General features: G+C 69.0%; 15 protein-coding genes and 2 pseudogenes. 9 read left to right on the plus strand and 8 right to left on the minus strand.

The features are described 5' to 3' along the window. Positions 1 to 1,259 (minus strand): annotated as a pseudogene (locus ACZ6O2_RS29885) (LamG domain-containing protein); the annotation flags it as partial. 615 nt (positions 1,260 to 1,874) lie between these two features. On the opposite strand from ACZ6O2_RS29885, the gene ACZ6O2_RS29890 reads away from it, so the two are divergent. Together ACZ6O2_RS29890 and ACZ6O2_RS29895 are read left to right on the plus strand one after the other, a co-directional pair. Next, on the plus strand, positions 1,875 to 3,077 hold the full coding sequence (locus tag ACZ6O2_RS29890; RefSeq protein WP_466025196.1) for a hypothetical protein: 1,203 nt from the start codon (positions 1,875 to 1,877) through the stop codon (positions 3,075 to 3,077). Between the two features lie 547 nt (positions 3,078 to 3,624). After that, a complete protein-coding gene (locus ACZ6O2_RS29895) occupies positions 3,625 to 4,035 on the plus strand; it encodes a hypothetical protein (protein WP_466025197.1) in 411 nt (136 codons plus the stop codon). 275 nt (positions 4,036 to 4,310) lie between these two features. On the opposite strand, the gene ACZ6O2_RS29900 is transcribed toward ACZ6O2_RS29895, so the two are convergent. Continuing rightward, complete coding sequence (locus ACZ6O2_RS29900; RefSeq protein ID WP_466025198.1) at positions 4,311 to 4,748, minus strand: hypothetical protein; 438 nt, start codon at positions 4,746 to 4,748, stop codon at positions 4,311 to 4,313. 7 nt (positions 4,749 to 4,755) lie between these two features. Beyond that, positions 4,756 to 4,995 (minus strand): hypothetical protein, encoded by a 240-nt coding sequence (locus ACZ6O2_RS29905; protein WP_466025199.1) that lies wholly within the window; start codon positions 4,993 to 4,995, stop codon positions 4,756 to 4,758. A 202-nt stretch (positions 4,996 to 5,197) separates the two neighbouring features. Here ACZ6O2_RS29905 and ACZ6O2_RS29910 point away from each other — a divergent pair, with 202 nt between their 5' ends. Next, the gene (locus tag ACZ6O2_RS29910; RefSeq protein WP_466025200.1) at positions 5,198 to 5,614 is read left to right on the plus strand and encodes a hypothetical protein; all 417 of its coding nucleotides are present in this window, start codon (positions 5,198 to 5,200) and stop codon (positions 5,612 to 5,614) included. Positions 5,615 to 5,698: 84 nt separating this feature from the next. Here ACZ6O2_RS29910 and ACZ6O2_RS29915 read toward each other — a convergent pair whose 3' ends face one another. Together ACZ6O2_RS29915 and ACZ6O2_RS29920 are read right to left on the minus strand one after the other, a co-directional pair. After that, positions 5,699 to 5,899: a hypothetical protein gene (locus ACZ6O2_RS29915; protein ID WP_466025201.1), complete on the minus strand. Its 201-nt coding sequence runs from the start codon at positions 5,897 to 5,899 to the stop codon at positions 5,699 to 5,701. A 142-nt stretch (positions 5,900 to 6,041) separates the two neighbouring features. Further along, positions 6,042 to 6,767: pseudogene (locus tag ACZ6O2_RS29920) on the minus strand (helix-turn-helix domain-containing protein); the annotation flags it as partial. Here ACZ6O2_RS29920 and ACZ6O2_RS29925 point away from each other — a divergent pair. Further along, positions 6,723 to 7,907, plus strand: a complete 1,185-nt coding sequence (locus ACZ6O2_RS29925) for an IS110 family RNA-guided transposase (RefSeq protein WP_466025202.1) — start codon at positions 6,723 to 6,725, stop codon at positions 7,905 to 7,907. The pseudogene ACZ6O2_RS29920 and the gene ACZ6O2_RS29925 overlap by 45 nt on opposite strands. A gap of 55 nt (positions 7,908 to 7,962) precedes the next feature. Next, entirely contained in the window at positions 7,963 to 8,460 is a 498-nt protein-coding gene (locus ACZ6O2_RS29930) for a hypothetical protein (protein ID WP_466025203.1), read from the plus strand. A gap of 597 nt (positions 8,461 to 9,057) precedes the next feature. Here ACZ6O2_RS29930 and ACZ6O2_RS29935 read toward each other — a convergent pair. From ACZ6O2_RS29935 to ACZ6O2_RS29945, 3 genes are all read right to left on the minus strand, one after another. Continuing rightward, entirely contained in the window at positions 9,058 to 9,441 is a 384-nt protein-coding gene (locus tag ACZ6O2_RS29935) for a DNA cytosine methyltransferase (RefSeq protein WP_466025204.1), read from the minus strand. Positions 9,442 to 9,508: 67 nt separating this feature from the next. Continuing rightward, on the minus strand, positions 9,509 to 10,441 hold the full coding sequence (locus ACZ6O2_RS29940; protein ID WP_466025205.1) for a TRM11 family SAM-dependent methyltransferase: 933 nt from the start codon (positions 10,439 to 10,441) through the stop codon (positions 9,509 to 9,511). Beyond that, positions 10,425 to 11,294 carry a hypothetical protein gene (locus tag ACZ6O2_RS29945; RefSeq protein WP_466025206.1) on the minus strand — a complete coding sequence of 290 codons (870 nt, stop codon included), beginning with the start codon at positions 11,292 to 11,294 and terminating at the stop codon, positions 10,425 to 10,427. Before ACZ6O2_RS29945 ends, ACZ6O2_RS29940 begins: the two co-directional genes overlap by 17 nt. Before the next feature lie 983 nt (positions 11,295 to 12,277). Here ACZ6O2_RS29945 and ACZ6O2_RS29950 point away from each other — a divergent pair. The 4 genes from ACZ6O2_RS29950 to ACZ6O2_RS29965 all read left to right on the plus strand — a co-directional run bounded on the left by ACZ6O2_RS29950 (position 12,278) and on the right by ACZ6O2_RS29965 (position 15,921). Then, a complete protein-coding gene (locus ACZ6O2_RS29950) occupies positions 12,278 to 13,159 on the plus strand; it encodes a hypothetical protein (RefSeq protein ID WP_466025207.1) in 882 nt (293 codons plus the stop codon). Positions 13,160 to 13,642: 483 nt separating this feature from the next. Beyond that, positions 13,643 to 14,023 carry a pilin gene (locus ACZ6O2_RS29955; RefSeq protein ID WP_466025208.1) on the plus strand — a complete coding sequence of 127 codons (381 nt, stop codon included), beginning with the start codon at positions 13,643 to 13,645 and terminating at the stop codon, positions 14,021 to 14,023. Positions 14,024 to 14,038: 15 nt separating this feature from the next. Next, positions 14,039 to 14,953 carry a hypothetical protein gene (locus ACZ6O2_RS29960; RefSeq protein ID WP_466025237.1) on the plus strand — a complete coding sequence of 305 codons (915 nt, stop codon included), beginning with the start codon at positions 14,039 to 14,041 and terminating at the stop codon, positions 14,951 to 14,953. Between the two features lie 38 nt (positions 14,954 to 14,991). Then, on the plus strand, positions 14,992 to 15,921 hold the full coding sequence (locus ACZ6O2_RS29965) for a PrgI family protein (RefSeq protein WP_466025209.1): 930 nt from the start codon (positions 14,992 to 14,994) through the stop codon (positions 15,919 to 15,921). The last annotated feature ends 25 nt before the right edge of the window (positions 15,922 to 15,946 follow it).

The following is a 15,946-nucleotide window of genomic DNA, read 5'->3' on the forward strand; positions in this document are numbered from 1 at the left end:
ATCGCTTCTTCCCCACGCTCTCCATGATGCTGGACATCCTCCCGGAGCCCTACCGGCTCCTGATCTCGGATGTCCGTCGAAACGGGGCAGGCCCACACCGTGATGCTGCTAGCCTTACCCGTCGCTGCCGCCTGGACCTCCCGAGTGACGTTCGACCCGGTGAAGTTCATCGTCATATCGGCTTGGGGCGAGTCAGAACAGCCGTTCTCCTTGTTCGCGTGCCCGTCGGCGGCATCGAGCCACTTGGACAGGGTCATCGTCGACCACGAGGCCTTCATCGTGGCGTTGATCGACGGCGTCAGGTACATGTGCGCCGGGGTGTTGCCACACGAATACGAGTGGTAGAGCTTCATCTGGACGTAGGCCGACTCGATGTGCTTGCCCGCGAGCGCCACGGTCCCGTTGGTGGCGGGAAAGGTGAAGAACGAGCGGAATCGGGCGCCGATGCAAGGGCCCTCGGGGCTCAACCCGACTCGGGCCATGGTGTAGTCGGTGTTAGTGCACCCGTTGTGGGTGGCGTAGGCCCATTTCGACTGGGCAACAGACCAAGCGGGGTCAACGAAGACGGGAAATGTCACCTGGTCGGAATCCAGCAGCCCAGGGTCCGGCACCATCTCCAGGTCCCCCGCGCTTGTGATGCGCGTGGCCACCTCTGCCACGAGCGCACCGTCACCCGATGTCAGCGAAGAGGACCGGGCCGTCGTCGAGCTGGCGTTGCTGGGAACGGAAGAGTCCCACATCACCGCCCGTTCCGCCTCCGCAACGACCGACTGCCCAACCACGGCCTGCAGCCGGCCGTCGGGACGCCGATTCAGCTGCGCGTCACCGTCGACAGCGAACGTGACTTTCCGGACTGCGGGATCGGCTGCGGCGCGCGCAGACTTCACTACCAGCACATGTGTGAAGCCGGTGTGCGTGGCATGGACGACGAGATCGACGTCGGGCAGCACGGCTTGGTAGGTGGCTGAATCGCCCGACAGCACCGGAGCAGGCAACGGACCCGGCCACGACAGCTGCATGGCCTTGCCGTCCCTGTGAAGGGTCACCAGCGGCGCCGCGCCCCCACCGGAGAATGCCACGTCCGCGACCGACGTTACGGGACGCACGAGCCCGTCGGACCCCAGGCGAAGGGTCAGGTCCACATCGGCCCACGACCCGTCCGCCTGCCGGGCACGCTGCGGAACAACTGCCGACTCGAAGGAAAGACGCCCATCGGGCTGGGCGACCACCTGCGTGTACTCCGACTGCGACGGTTGCACCGCCACGGGATGCGCACAGGCGGCCGCCGTCGCAAGCGCCTCCGATTCAAAGGGCGCTACCTCCACACAAGTGGGTGACGCCGCACGTGCGGGTGGAGCAAGAGACCGAGGTACGGCAGCGATTCCTCCGACAGCCACCAGCCCTGCAGCCACGTATGCACACCACCGACGCATCGGTCGCGTGCGCCCCGACGAGACAGGGACCCCAGCCCGTCGCGCCCCGAGAACAGCTCGCACACGACGCAGCACGGGTCCTCCCAGCACAAACCATGATGATCAAGTAGGCCGGGACGGTACAGGACGTTTTCCCTCGATGGTGATCCACTGACGGCACGCACAGAAGCAGGGCGTTACCGCGACATCGCGCATTGCCAACTGATTGGCCCCTGGCGGACGGCAGCCACCTCGCAAGATCACCGAGTGCAACCCTCCCCAAAAGGGCGTCTAACACCATCGCCATCACTCTCAGCGACACAGGCATACGCATCCTGTTATAGGATCGTTATCGTTAGCGGGCATCCGTTACAACGGTGGTCCCGTCAACCAGGGCCTCGAGCTGGGGAGGGCCGACCGCGCCCTGGACGTGGTTCGATCTTCGCTGCGAAGATCCGTGCCGTGACAGACGCCGTCCGCCCGGCCGAGGGCGACAATGACCTCGATGCGTCGCGCCTCCAGGCCCGGCTGATCGCCTCGTCACTCGCGCTGCTCGGCGTGATGGCACTGGCCGGCGCACAGTTCCTGCCGTGGATCAGCGTGCGGACCGACGATCTTTTCCCTGGCATAAAGACCGGGAACGAACGGACCTGGCACCTGCACGGTCTGTCGGGGGCGCGCATCCCGCTCTACATCGGATGGGCCGGGCTCCTCGCCATGTTCGTGCTCGGCTGGACGAAGCCGCAGTGGCGGCGCATCGCGCTCCGTGGCGCCTCTGCGACAGTCGCTGTACTGGTATTCCTGACGTGCGACCTGGGTCAGGCCGCCATCGAGGCGGGCAGATACCTCCCCGGAGACTATCCAAAGGCCAACCTGTTGTTGGGGGCGTGGCTCGCGCTGATCGGCACGGCGCTGCTCGGTTCCGCGGTTACGGTCCTGACCCGACCGGCCAAGACACGCGCGGAAGCCGTTACGCCGCAAGCGCCTCCTGTCACCCCTGCTCGTCCCTCACCGTCACCGGCTGCCGCCGAGAGCAGAGGCTGGTCCGCCCGGCCGGTCTGGGAGCCGTGGTGGCGCCGCCGCGGCCTGGTCACCGCGCTCATCGCCGGGGCAACGACCGTGATTCTGTTGGTGGGGGTGGCGGTCTGGTTTGCTGCCCACCGACCGGACCAACCGCCATGGCGCACCGCTGACCTGCCTCAACTGATAGTCGCGGCTCCCGAGGGAGCGACACCGCACGCCGTAACTCCCGGGATCTTCAGACAACTCGAACTCGGTCAGATCGAGAACCCGACCAGCACCGCACTGCTCCTGCGTGTCCGAGACATCCGCAAGTCCCTCACCGACGGCTGGACCGAAGCCGACGGCACCTCGATAACGATCACACTGATGCGCTTCGACACCCCAGACACCGCCGTCCGATTCGCCACCGCCTACCGCCAGCAGATGCGGCACCAGGTCGGAGAAACCGGCGTCGCCGAGGTTCCCGACCTCCCCGGCGTAACAGCCTTCACCAGCACCGTGGCAGAAGACGGCGGACAAACCCGCACACGGATCGCCGCTCACCGCGGGGACATCGCCTTCCTCATCACCGCAACACACTCACCCCAGGCCACCCCACGCGACGCCTACACACTCGCCCGAACCCAACACCGCAAACTCTGACCCCGGCCCAGCCCACATCGCGATCCCAGAGGGCCAGCCGACGACATGGCCCCCAACCGTCGAGCGAAGCATAGAAAGACCCTTCGGATACGCCGAAGAGGTCTCGGAGCAGGTAGCACTGGTCAGAGGGTTGCTGGTGGGATCCGTCTCAGCTCCCGGAACCACACCGATGCCACGGTCACCGAAAGCCAGAGCCACACGTGGATGCGACACCGAGACCGGCGAGGCGCCCCGCAGCGCGGGGTACACCGCGCATCCTTCCCCACGTGGGCGAGGTGCCGGGCAGGTTCGGCCTGCCCGGCACCCACCACCGCCCGTACCCGGCCTCCCCACTGGTCATGACGCGGGAACCCTTCGGGGTCGACGACGTTACCGATCTCGGCGAGCTGGTCGGCGTACTCCACCCGCACGGCCCAAGCAGCCGGACACGTTTCGAGACCGTGGGCTGCGCCGAAGATCGCCCCGGCCATGGCCGGTCGCTTGACCCGGGAACCATCTTGTGCGACTGTCGCACCTAATGATGTCGCACAGTCGCACAAGGAGAAGTGTGAGCTACCGCGAAGATGTGGCGCATGTTGTAAGGGCCCGACGGGATGAGATCGAGGCAGACCTCGCACTGACGCGCCAGGCACGGGAGCGGGCAGCCAGCGATCTGAGGGAAGCGGAGCGACAAGTTGTCGCATTGGAGGCGCTCCTCGCTTGCGCAGAGGATGGCCAGCCAGGCAACGGTGACTCGTCGGGCACGAGGCTGACGCTGCACCAAGCAATGCGCAAGGTGCTCGAGTCGGCGCCGGGCCAGATGATGCGCGCGGGCGACCTCGCGAGCGAGATCAGACGCCGACAGCTCTACCGAATGCAGGACGGCCGACCTGTCGAGCCGCAACAGATCCATGCCCGCGTCGGTCACTACCCCAAGGACTTCACGCGTGAGGGCACCTTTATCAAGCTACTGCGATGAATCCGCCGCCCGATTGGGCACCCTACTCGACAGCGCGCCGACCCCGAGCCGAATCGCATAGACCCTCCACGCGGATCCTGGTCGGCAGCCATCCTTGACGGTCGACGTGCTTGACGGCGGCAGTTTGCGGACATCCAAGAGCGGAACATCAATCCCGATGCGGGGTGCCCTCGGATCCACCACATCCTGCCGGCCCGCAGCATTGTTACAGGGCAACGCCTTCACCGAGTTCCAAGGCGTCCTTTAGGGACAGGAGCCGGTGAGGGAGGCCCAGGCTAGCGGTCGTCGGGCCACCAGTGAGGGTCGAGGCTCTTGCCGTGGCCGCGGGGGCAGGTGCCGCACCCGCTGCCGGAGACATTCCAGTGGTGGTGGCAGTACGGGGCATCGCACGGGCCGCAGAATCCGGCGTCGTCGTAGAACCCCGCTGTTCTCACCAGGATGTACCGGTACGGCGCCGCGAAAGCGGCGGCAATCCTCGTTGCTTCCACTAGGTCGACTGGGCGGCCGTATCCGTTGCCGGCCTCGATGCCGGAGAACAGCAGCCACCACCGCTGGTCGCCGTGGCGCTGACGGGCGGCGTCGAAGGAGTCGCGTTGCTGCGGTGCCCACTGCTGCCAGTCGGCGGGCTTCGCGCCGGGCGCGACGAGTTCCACGCGCGACGCGGGTCGCCCACACACCGCGCAGCGCGGGTTGGTGACGAACGCTTGAAGCATGTCCTCATCATCCCTCAGAGGTGTCAGGCGACCGGGCGCAGTTGCCGGACGGTGCCGTCGGGCTGGGTGGTTTCCTGCGGCGCTGCAGGGCGTCGACGAGGTTGGTGATCATCGGTTCGGTGACGTGGCTGTAGATGCCCCTTACGCCAGCGAGACGGTGTCCGAGGCGGCGTGCTTGGGCGATTTCGGGGATGCCGTCTTCGATGAGCCAGGTCTTGTGGGTGTGGCGCAGGTCGTGGAAGTGCATGCCGGGCAGGATCGGTGGGATGCCGCGTTGGGGTTGCCGGAGACGGCGGGGGTCCAGGCACGGCGGTTGAAGTTGGAGCGGCGCTGGTGGTAGCCGCGTGCGCCGGGGAAGACGATGTCGTGCGGGTTTGTCGGTGAGGTGCGTGGCGAGGAGGTTGGCCAGGAAGCGGGGTAGGCGGATGTGGCGGAGGGAGTCGTTGGTCTTGGGGTGGGCCGAGAAACAGTTTGCCGTCGACTTCGTGCAGCGCGCCGATGTCGGGGTGGATGTAGATGCTGCCGGTGGCGAGGTCGAGGTTGCTGCGGGCGAGTCCGGCGAGTTCTCCCCGTCGCATGCCGCTGTAGGCGGCAGTGAGGATCATGAGCCCGTCGGTGGGGCGGGCTTGGCGGGCGGCGATGGTGGCGACTTGTTCGGCGGTGGCGTGGGGTCGTTCGGCGCGGATGCCTTTGGGGATGCGGATGCCTCGGCAGGGGTTGAAGGGGAGTCGGCGGTCTTCGACTGCTTCTTGCAGGATCATCGACAGCACCATGATCACGTCTGCGACGGATCGGGGTGCCAGGCGCTTGCCGAGGGTGACGGCGAGGGTCTTGATGTGCTGGCGGCGGATGTCGACCAGGGGTAGGTGGCCGAGGGTGGGCAGGATGTGCAGGCGTAGGTGGCTGCGGTAGGCCGACCAGGTGGCTGGGGCTGCTTGATGTGTTGATTCCTAGATTGGCACCCATTCGTAAAGGGGGATTCGGCCGCCGCAGGGGTCGATGAAGGTGTCGCGGGCGAGTTCCACGTCGATTTCTTTGGCGCGGATGACGGCGTCGGCGCGGAGGTCGTGCACTGAGTCGGTGGTGACGGTGCCGTCGGGGGTGCGGAGGCGGACGCGGACGCGGGTGCCGCGCTTTTCCACCCAGGCCATGGGTTACTCCGTTCGGTGTGGCTGTGGTGCGTCGCTGATTGACGCTGACTCTTGGCGTGCGGCAAGTCGGTGCCGACGGGGTGTGGGGCACGGCGGTTCGCCGTCGTCCGGTGGCGGGTTCGGCGGCGGCGGCGATGATGGCGGTGAGGTCGGCGGCGGAGAAGCGCAGGTGTTTGCCGAGGAAGGTGCGGGGGATCTGGCGGCGGCTGGCACGGCGGCGCAGCCAGGATTCCGGGACGCGCAGCAGCGCTGCGGCTTCGGCGGGGGTGTAAAGACGAGGCTGCTGGTCGTCGGTGGGATGGCTCGGTGGGTGGATGGGGTTGCGGGTGGCGGTAGCCGGCGTCGGGATCTGGGCGGGTGGGAGGGCATGCGGGCTCCAGGTGGTTGGGGTGGCGAAGGCTTGAGGGGTTTCTTCGCGGGCAGCGGTGGTGGCTGCCCGCGAAGAACCGCCAGTGGCCGGGGTCAGTGATGCCGGCAGAGCAGGAGACGGAGTGCGGTTACCGCTTGGGCGGGGACGACGCCGTTGCCGAGCACGCGTAGCGTGGCGGTGCGGGGCAGTGCGAGGGTGGGGTCTGTGACCCAGTGCGCGGGTAGTCCCATGAGCCTTAGGGTTTTCGATCGTCCAGGTGAGATCAACTGGACTACCCAGAGGGGCCGGGTGTGGCTTGGCCCATGACGCCGTCCGGTGGCCTGAGTGGTATGGCCGCCCGGCTCCTTCTGGACGCCCTGGCCGCTGGTTGAGAGCCGCGAATCGTCGCTGTCTAAGGCTGTGCTGGCGGGGTGCTCCGCTGGGAACCTTCGATGTCGTTGTGGGGAGGAAAGGTTGGAACGGGCCTGGATCGGGATCGACGCCGGCAAGGCTGCGCATCACGCGACAGCCGTCGACGATCGCGGACGGGTGATTTGGTCGCAGCGGGTGGTCAACGACCAGGCGGCGATCGAGAACTTGATCGCCAAGGGACGAGACACCGCCCAGGAGGTGACCTGGGCGATCGATCTGGCGGGCAGCCCGGCGGCATTGGCCATCGCGTTGCTGCTCTTGGCCGGGCAGTGCCTGGTGTACGTGCCCGGCCGGACCGTGCACCGCATGTCGGGCGCGTTCCGCGGCGAGGGCAAGACCGACGCGAAGGACGCCTGGATCATCGCCGAGACAGCGCGCATGCGCCGGGACCTGTCCGCGTTGACGGTCAAGCCGGAGCTGGTCGCCGAGCTGGCGGTCCTCACGGCGCATCGGGCCGATCTGACAACCGACTGGACGCGCACCATCACTCGGCTGCGCGACTACCTGACAGGTACCTTTCCGGCGTTGGAGAAGACGTTCAACTTCGCCAAGCGCGGTCCGCTGATCCTGCTGACGCTGTTCCAGACTCCCGAAGCGATCCGGCAGGCAGGACGTGAGGAGATCGCCGGTCAGCTCAAGGAGCGCCAGGCCCGGCGGGCCGGCACCCTGGCGGACAAGGCTTGGGCGGCAGCCCAGGCCCAGACGGTTCAGCTGCCTGGGCAGAGGGCTACCGCCCGGCTGATCCAGCAGATGGCCGACTACCTGCTGGGCCTGCACCGCCGGATCCAGGAACTCGACGCGGAGATCGCCGAGCTGTTTAGTCATCACCCGCAGGCGCAGATCATTTTGAGCATGCCCGGGATGGGGCCCGTGCTCGGTGCGGAGTTCCTGGCCGTCATCGGTGACACCCGCAACTTCCGCGACGCCGATCACCTCGCGGCCTTCGCCGGCCTGGCGCCGGTGCCGCACGAGTCCGGCCGCAGAGTCGGGATCATGTGTCGTCCCAAGCACTACAGCCGCACCCTGCGCCGGGTGTTCTATATGTCGGCCCTGACCAGCCTCAAGTTCGACGGGTCGAACCGCGAGTACTTCGACCGCAAGAGAGCCGAAGGGCGCAGGCCGCGGCAGGCGTTGATAGCCCTGGCCCGTAGACGCGTCGACGTGTTGTGGGCGCTGCTGCGCGACAGTCGGTGCTTCCAACCGGTCGCGCCAGCGCGTGCTGCCTAACCGTCTCTCGGATAAACCACGGGCGTTTCACCACCTGGCGATCCAGGATGGGCCCGTGGAGCGCGACAAAGCCCTTGCCCGGATGCACGAAGCCGCCGCGTTGTGGAGCGTCGGCCAGGTCACCGCAGCCGAGCTGGTCGACGTCGCCTGCGAACTGCTGGTCGCCGGCTTCGACGGACTCAACCTGGCCACGCTCGCTGGCGTTCACGCCCGGCATGCCGACGAGGAAGTCCCCGAACTGCTCGAAGCCGCGCTGAAGGACGTGGGGCTCAGCTACTATCCGCGCGGCAGCCAGGGCGGGCAGGAAGCCGCAGTCACGATCATGGCGTCGCGAGTCCTGGCCGGGCTTCTGCCTCCCCTGGACCTGGCGGTGTGGGCGCACTCCACCATCGGCCATGACAGGTTGGCACTCGCCGAACGCCTCGTCGAACTCGACGACGTGTACGACACCCTGGAGTACACCGACATGACGGAGCAGGACATCAACGATGAGATCCTCGCGGAAGCCCGGCGGATCGTCGGAACCAACGTCGAGCCGACGGCGCCGCCTTGACTTCGTGATTGAGATGCCATTCGACGAACGGCGGGGCCAGCACCGGCTTGCCGTGCCGACCGGTTGGGTCGGGTGGGGTGCGGGCCCAGCAGCAGCAGTTCCCAGCGGGCGACGGCGGCGGCGTAGGCGCCCCACCGCTGCTCGTCGGGTTGCCCGAGGCTGGCGATGGTGGTGCGCAGGTCCGCTCCCCCGTCGCCGTGTTTGCCGGGTCCTCGCGCGTCGGACGCGCGGGGTGTGGGCAAGACCCGCACCGCTGCTGATGGCAGGGTGAGGTCGCCGTGGGAGCCCCGTTGGCCGGGGCAGCCTTTCGCTCCGTCGGTGGCTCGTGGTGTCGGTAGTAACACCTGTGACAGCGGCGGCCGGAAGCCCGTGCCGGCGCGTCGCCCTGGCGTGCCGGTGTCGCTGGCGCGTGGGGTGGGCAGCAGCCGGACGGTGTCGGTCACCGTTCGCCCGTGGTGATCGGTCGGGTTCGTGCGGGCGGTGGTGTTGGTGCGGGTGCTGCTGTCGGTCCTCGTCGGCGTGGGTAGCAGATTGTGGCGGGTGCCGCCGGGTTCGACGAGGTCGGGCAGTCCGTACTGGTGGCCGGGGCCTTTGCCGTCACGGGCGCACGGTGTCGGCAACGTCCGCACCTCGCTGCTGGCGGGTTGTGGGTTCTCCACGAACACGAGCGATGGTCGAAGTGCGCGAACGGCGTCGGCGACCTCCCTGGGCAGTACAGCTGGTCCACAGGCTGGAGTGTTGGCCGCTGATGCCGGCGCGTTTGCCGGCGTTGGAGATGTCCTGGCAGGGGAAGCCTGCGGTGAGGATGTCGACGGGCTGAACCTGTGTCCAGTTGAGGTGCGGATGTCGCCGAGGTTGGGCACGTCGGGCCAGTGGTGGGCCAGGACGGTGCGGGCGTGGCGGTCGGTTTCGACGTACCACGCGAGCCGGCCGCCGAACACCAGCTCGACGGCCATGTCGCGGCCGCCGTACCCGGTGCACAGTGATCCGATCCGCGGCCCGGGAGGCTCACTCACGCCACCTCCCCCACCCCGGGCGGAACGGGTGGTCACTCATCGACCGTCCCCAACGGTTGGGACTTCTCCGGCTTACCGAGGACCAAGACGTCCTCGTGGGCGATGAGGTGCATCGGCACACCGCTGGCCCTGGCCTTGCGGACCTGCTGGAGTTGGAAGAACGACGGGCGGGCGACCAGTTGCCCGTCGCGGACGGCCGCGAGCAGCGCGACGCATCGCTCGAGCGGTGTGAAGCCGGCGGCGGTGCCGGCGGCCAGGACGGCCGAGGGCAGGTCGATCAGTTCGCCGCGCTTGCGCCATGGGCGGGCGGTGACCACGACGACGCCGCCGGGGCGCAGCAGGGTGTGGCAGCCGCGCAGGATGTTGGTGAATCCGTGGATCAGCCCGGCGAGGGAGGAGCGGTAGGCGAGGTTGCCCTTGTCCTCGCCGTAGCGGTTGTCGTACTTGGTGACCCCGTCGGCGCTGGGCCGGACGAGACCGTGCACGGTCGGCCCGTACGGGGGTGAGGTCACCACGAGGGCGACCTGTCCCTGCAGGGCGGCGGGCACCAGCGCGGTCAGGCGGGTGGCGTCGCCGCGGATCACGGAGCCTCGTCCGGTGGCGCCGTGGCGCTGGGCGTGGGCGATGTTGAGGTCGGCGATGTCGGACCAGCGGGACTCGTACTCCACGCCGATGGCGTCGCGTCCGGCGTGGATGGCCTCGACGATGGTGGTGCCGATCCCGCACATCGGGTCGAAGACCAGGTCTCCGCGCTGGGTGTAGGCGTGCACGGCGTGGGCGGCGATGGCCGGCAGCATCCGAGCTGGGTGCTTGACCGACTGGGGCATGTACCGGCCGCGGCGCTGGACTGGACCTGTCGACTGGGCGGTCGCCCAGACGGACAGGTCCTGTGGCCAGCTCGCTGCGGGGGCGTCGTTCGGTGCCGGGGTGCCGGTGTTGGTGGTGGGGTCAGCCATGGCGGCCACCACCTCGGCTGGTGAAGACGAGCAGGTCGGCGTGGACTTTGACGTGGAGAACGAACTCCTGCGCGCCGGTGGCGCGGGCCAGGGAGAGTAGTTCCTCGTCGGTGGCGTGGTAGGTGAATCGGTCGCCGTCGGTGTCGGCGGCGACCGCGACGATGTGCTGCAGGTAGCCGAGTCCGGCGTTGGCGGCGGCGTCGACCACGGGGGTGAAGTCCTCTGGGGTCGCGACCGTGCCGGCCGGGACCCCGACGACGAGGACCAGGCACCCGCCGGGGCGCAGCAGCCTGGTGCAGGCGGCGAGTAGCCACGCCAGGCGGACGCGGTTGGCGGCGTCGCTGCTGGCGTCCAGCGGCCAGGTGGCCACGACGAGGCTGGTGTGCCCCTGTAGGTCGTCGCCGTCGCCGAGCACGGCGGGCGGGTCGTCGTCTGGGAGCAGGGTGGTGTCGGTGAGGTCGTCGCCGAACCACGTCGGCGCGTCGTGCGCGCCGTCGGAGTCCGGGTCGTCGCCGTCCGGGTCGTTGTTGGGTTCGCCCGGGTGCTGCGGCGTCTGCGGCCCGACGGCCAGTGCCGAGGCTCCGGTGAACCGGGCCGGGTGGTGTCGGCGTCCGCCTCGCAGGCTGGCAATGTCCAGGGCGTGGGCGTCGGTGAGGTCGACGACGGCCTCGCCGGGCCGGCTGTACGCGGCGATGAGCCGGTACGCCAGCCGGTTGGAGATGGTCGTTGTCTGGTCGTCGCCGCTGCGGGCGGTGCGCCAGACGGTGATCGGCACCGGCGGGTCGCCGGCGACCAGATCCATCGCAGGGATGTGGGGGGTGCCGCCCAGGTGGGCGGGCTGCGGCGTGGAGTGCTCGCTCATGTGGTGTTGGCTCCGCGCCGCGCCGTGATGCGCTGACGTCTACCAATCGGGATTTGTTAGCTGTGGCGAACACCTGGCGGTCTGACAGCGGCCTCAACCCGTCTGACAGTCCGCGTTTGATCTGTTTTGCCGGTCGTCGCCTCGCCGATCGTGACTGCTGTCCGCGCGCTGACAGATGCGCTGGGCATGTGTCAGGCGGGTTTTGTCAGATCGGGGCGCGGTTGCTGGCGCACAGGTGGGGAACGCGCCGCCCCGTCGACGTCGCCACGGAGAGCGAGTCCTCCTTCGGGTCGATCGGCGGCAGGGGGCGGAATCGGGATGCCTGTCAGACACTCGGCGTATCTGCCACGGGTTTGGTGGATGGCGGCCGACCGGTGGCGGCACGGCCTGCCCGTCGCCGCGTGTCCTTCCGCGAGTCGGTGGTCATCCCCGACGGTCGACTCTGACATCGGTCAACATCGTTGGCATGGACGCCCCGGACATCCGCTTTGGCATCGGCACATGCCGTTGACATGGACATGTCGGTCAAGGATTTGACATCGATGCTTGCCATTGACATCCGCGGTTGGCATGTCCGCGTCATCGATGGACTGGTTGACATCGCTGCGGCGTGGCCGGAGGCGGGGCCACAACTGTCTGTCAGCGGGCGTGTCAGAGGCGTCGGGTGTGACAGTGAGGCGATTGCGGATCGGCCGGCGAGGCGCGGTGCCGGCCCGGCGCGCACGCCCCATTTCCGGGCGGGCAGGCGTCGAGCGCCGGACTGACAGTGCAGCTCAGAGTCGGTCTGACAGAAGCGCGGCGGTTGCTGGCCGCACGACGGCGGCTGGCTGTCAGATCACGGTGATCGTGTCCGCGCCCTGCTCCGGGGCGCTGCTGTCATGGCCGTGTCAGACGCCGGTGTCCTACTGCCGGCACGGGATTCGCCCGTGTCCGTCTGTGGCGTGTCGCCGCTGCAGCACCTGTCTGTCGTTTGGAGTCCTGACATGTCCGTGTCCGACACCCCGGGCTGGCCCACCTCTCACCTGCTTGCCGCGGACGCGGCGTTCGTGGCGCTGACCAGTGATCCGCAACCCTTGACACTCGACTGTGACAGCCTGCCCTGTGCCATCGGCAAGGAGCACCGCCTGCCGTCGGGCGTCGTCGCCCTGCCGGTGCTGCGGGACTGGCTGCTGGCGCGCCCAGGCGACTACGCGGGCCGAGACGCGGTGTGGCGGGAACTGGTCCTGCGTGCCCGGCTGCACGGCAATGAGTGGACGATCGCGGCGGTCGGGATGGCGATGCCCGCGCTCGTGCGTATCGCCGGGCAGCTATCCACGGGATACCGGGGCGACCCGGCCGACGTCGACAGCGAGGTGCTGACCGGGTTCCTGGAAGCGCTGCGCGATTACCTCGACCTCACCCGGCCCGCGCTCTATGCGTCGCTGACCATGGCCGCCTTTCGGGCGGGGCGCCGGCTGCGGCTGGCCGACGACCAGGCGGTGCCGGTCGAGGACATCGAGCACGTGGTGGCCGGTTCCCGGCCCCCGAGGGTCCCCTACGGCCACCCGGACCTGTTGGTCCGCCGCGCTGGCACGCTGCGGATCATCGACGAGGCGGACGTGCAGCCGTGGATTGAGGTCCGGCTGGGCCGGCGCGCGCCCGAGCCGATCGCCGCCCGGCTCGGCATCACCGTGGACGCGCTGCGGATGCGGCTGGCCCGCGCCGACGAGCGGCTCGCGCGGGCGGTGGCCGAGGGCAGCCTGACCGAGATCGCGTCGACCGCCGTCGTCGAACGGACGGCGGCGCAGGCTAGGCGTCGGAGCAGCATCCGCGCCGGCAGGGCCCGCGTCCCGGCCGCACCGCGCGGGATCCCGGTAGCCGCCTGACGGCAGTGTCCTTCTGCGCCCCTGACGGTTGTGGGCCTGGCGTCGATGCGTCCAGGCCCACAACCGTTTCCGTTCGCGGCACCACAGGGCCCAGACGACAGCACTCCGGTCAATGCGTGCCGGCGCTGTCAGATGCCCCGGCATGGCTGTCAGACCGCTGTCAGGTCGGCGAGTGTTCGCTACGTCTGACAAACGCCGATTGGTGGGTGCGGGACCGGACGAGAGCAGCCGACGAGCGCTGGTCCGGGACCCGTCCGCCGTCGAGTGTGGGGTGACGCCTGCCGTGTCATCCCGGGTGCCGCGCCATCGCATGCGCTGACACCTCATCGATTGCCGCAACCACCCAGTAAGGGAGGACGCGCTCCTCCCGGGGTGGCGTGGCATGCCGACCTCGCGCTCGACGGCGGTTCCTTCGTCCGTCTCTGGTTTCGCTCCGCCCTCGGCGCCCCGTTCGGTGACCGGCGGCGGAGCGGGAGGTGACCCATGCTCCGCATCCGTACCAACAAGCCTGTCCCGCATTCCGTTGTCCGTCGCGCCGCGCGTGTCTGCGCGGCCGCGGGCACCGCCGTGTTGATTCTCGCCGTTCCGAGTGCCGCCCAGGCCGATCCTGGCGGTGTCGCCTACCTGGCGGCGAACACTCTGCCGGTCGTCATCGCCAACCTGCAGACCATGGTCATGGGTTTGCTGGCCGGGATCGCCACCCTGTTCCTCGTTCTCGCGGGGGTTTACTGGGCGACCGCGGGCGGTGACCCCGGTCAGGTCGACAAGGCCAAGGGTGCCCTGCGTAACGCGTTGATCGGCTACGGCCTGGCCGTGCTCGCCCCGATCCTGCTGCAGATGTTGCAGGGCGTCGTCGGGGGTTGATCGGCGATGAACTGGATGGGTGGGATCCTCGACCAGATCCTCGAATGGCTGACCGAGGCGGTACTGGCGTGTCTCGACGCGATCTTCGGTGTGATCACCGACGTGCTCCTCACGACCCCTCAGGTCACGGCGCTGCCCCAGGTCCAGGCCCTGACTGGCCGGTCGATCTGGATCGTCGACACCGCGTTCGTCCTGGTGTTCGTCGCCGCCGCAGTCATGGTCATGGTCTCCGGCGGCGACGAGCGTTCCCGGTACACCGTGAAGGACCTCGCGCCGCGGCTGGTTGTCGGGTTCGTCGCCGCGCACTTCTCCCAGCTGCTCTGCGGTGAGCTCATCACCTTGGCCAACGCCCTGACCGGCGCGATCAGCGAGGGCACCTACGACGGCGATAGTGCCTTCGCCGCGGTGCGGAACCATATAGAGACCGGACGGGACCCCACCGCTCCGCTGCTGTTCCTCGCTCTGGTGCTGGTCATCGTGGTGCTGATCGTGATGACGGCGTTCCAGCTCATCGGCCGGTTCGTTGCCCTGCTGGTCATGACCGCCATCGCGCCGCTGCCGCTGGCCTGCCACGCCGTGCCCGCCCTGGAGGGCGTGGCCCAGATGTGGTGGCGTGCCTACGTCGGCTGCCTGGCGATCCCGATCGCCCAGGCGTTCACCCTGACGACCGGTCAGTGGATGTTACTCGACCCGGCACACATGCTGCCCGTCCTGGGTCTGCCGTTCGAGCCGGGTGGGGCGCTGAACCTGTTCATCGTGATTGTCCTGCTCTGGACGACCGTGAAGATACCCGGTCTGGTCGGCCGGTGGGTCGGTCAGGGCGGACGCGGCGGGAGCAACGTTCTCGGCGCTGTCGTGCGGGTCGTCGTCCTGCAGCAACTCACGCGCAGCATCCCCGGCCTCAACGCCGTCAGGAGGGTCACGAAATGATCAACAACGATGGGGACGACGTTGTCGACCGTGCGCGGATGCCCGCCGACGTTGACGCGCCCGACAAGGTCGCCTACGGGCTGACCTGGCGGCAGTTGGCCATTCTGGCGGTCGCCGGGATGCTGTTCTACGGCGCCTGGAACGGCCTGCGCACCGTGGTTGCGCCGCAGGTCATCGTCTTCGCTGGCGTGATCGTCGGCGGTGTCGTGTTCGGCCTGGTGGTCGGGCGCCGCGACGGGCTGCCGATGGACGTCTGGCTGCTGCACGCGATCCGTCACTCCCGCGGCCCGAAGGCGCTGTCGTCGGCTGGGGAATCCACCACGGGGGTGCCTGAGTGGGTGCAGCAGCCGAGGGGGCGGGTGGTGCTGCCGGCTCCGCTGCGGCTGCCCGCCGACGCGATCGACGACGACGGCGAGATCAGCGTCGGCGGCGCCCGGGCGGCGGTCGTCGCGGCCACGAACATCAACCTGACGCTGCGCACCGCCAGCGAGCAGGCAGCCCTGATCGACGGGTTCGGCCGGTGGCTCAACTCGCTGTCGGCGCCGACCCAGGTCGTGGTCTCCGCCCAACCGGTCGACCTCGCCTCCCACGCCCGCGCGGTCGCCGACGCCGCCCACACCCAGCCGCACCCCGCGCTGGAGGCGGCGTGCGCCGACCACGCCGCGTTCCTGGCCGACCTGGCGACCCACCGGGATCCGCTGCGCCGCCAGGTCCTCGTGGTCACTCGCACCGCGCCGGGTGAGCAGGGCAGCCACACGGCGCGGCGGCGGGCCGACGACACCGTCCGCGCGTTGTCCGGCCTCGGCGTGACCGCCCGCGCCTTGGACGGCGCGGGCGCCACCGCGGCGCTCGTCGCCGCCGCCGACCCTTACCGGCCGCCGCGCCCGGGCGGCCTGGCTGCCCCGGACACGGTCATCACCGTAACCGCACCCCCGCCAGCAGGAGCAGCTGAGAGGAGAACGCTGTGAAGGGCATCCGACGCTCCCGTGCCCA

It is taken from the genome of Micromonospora sp. NPDC048040 (assembly GCF_055587185.1).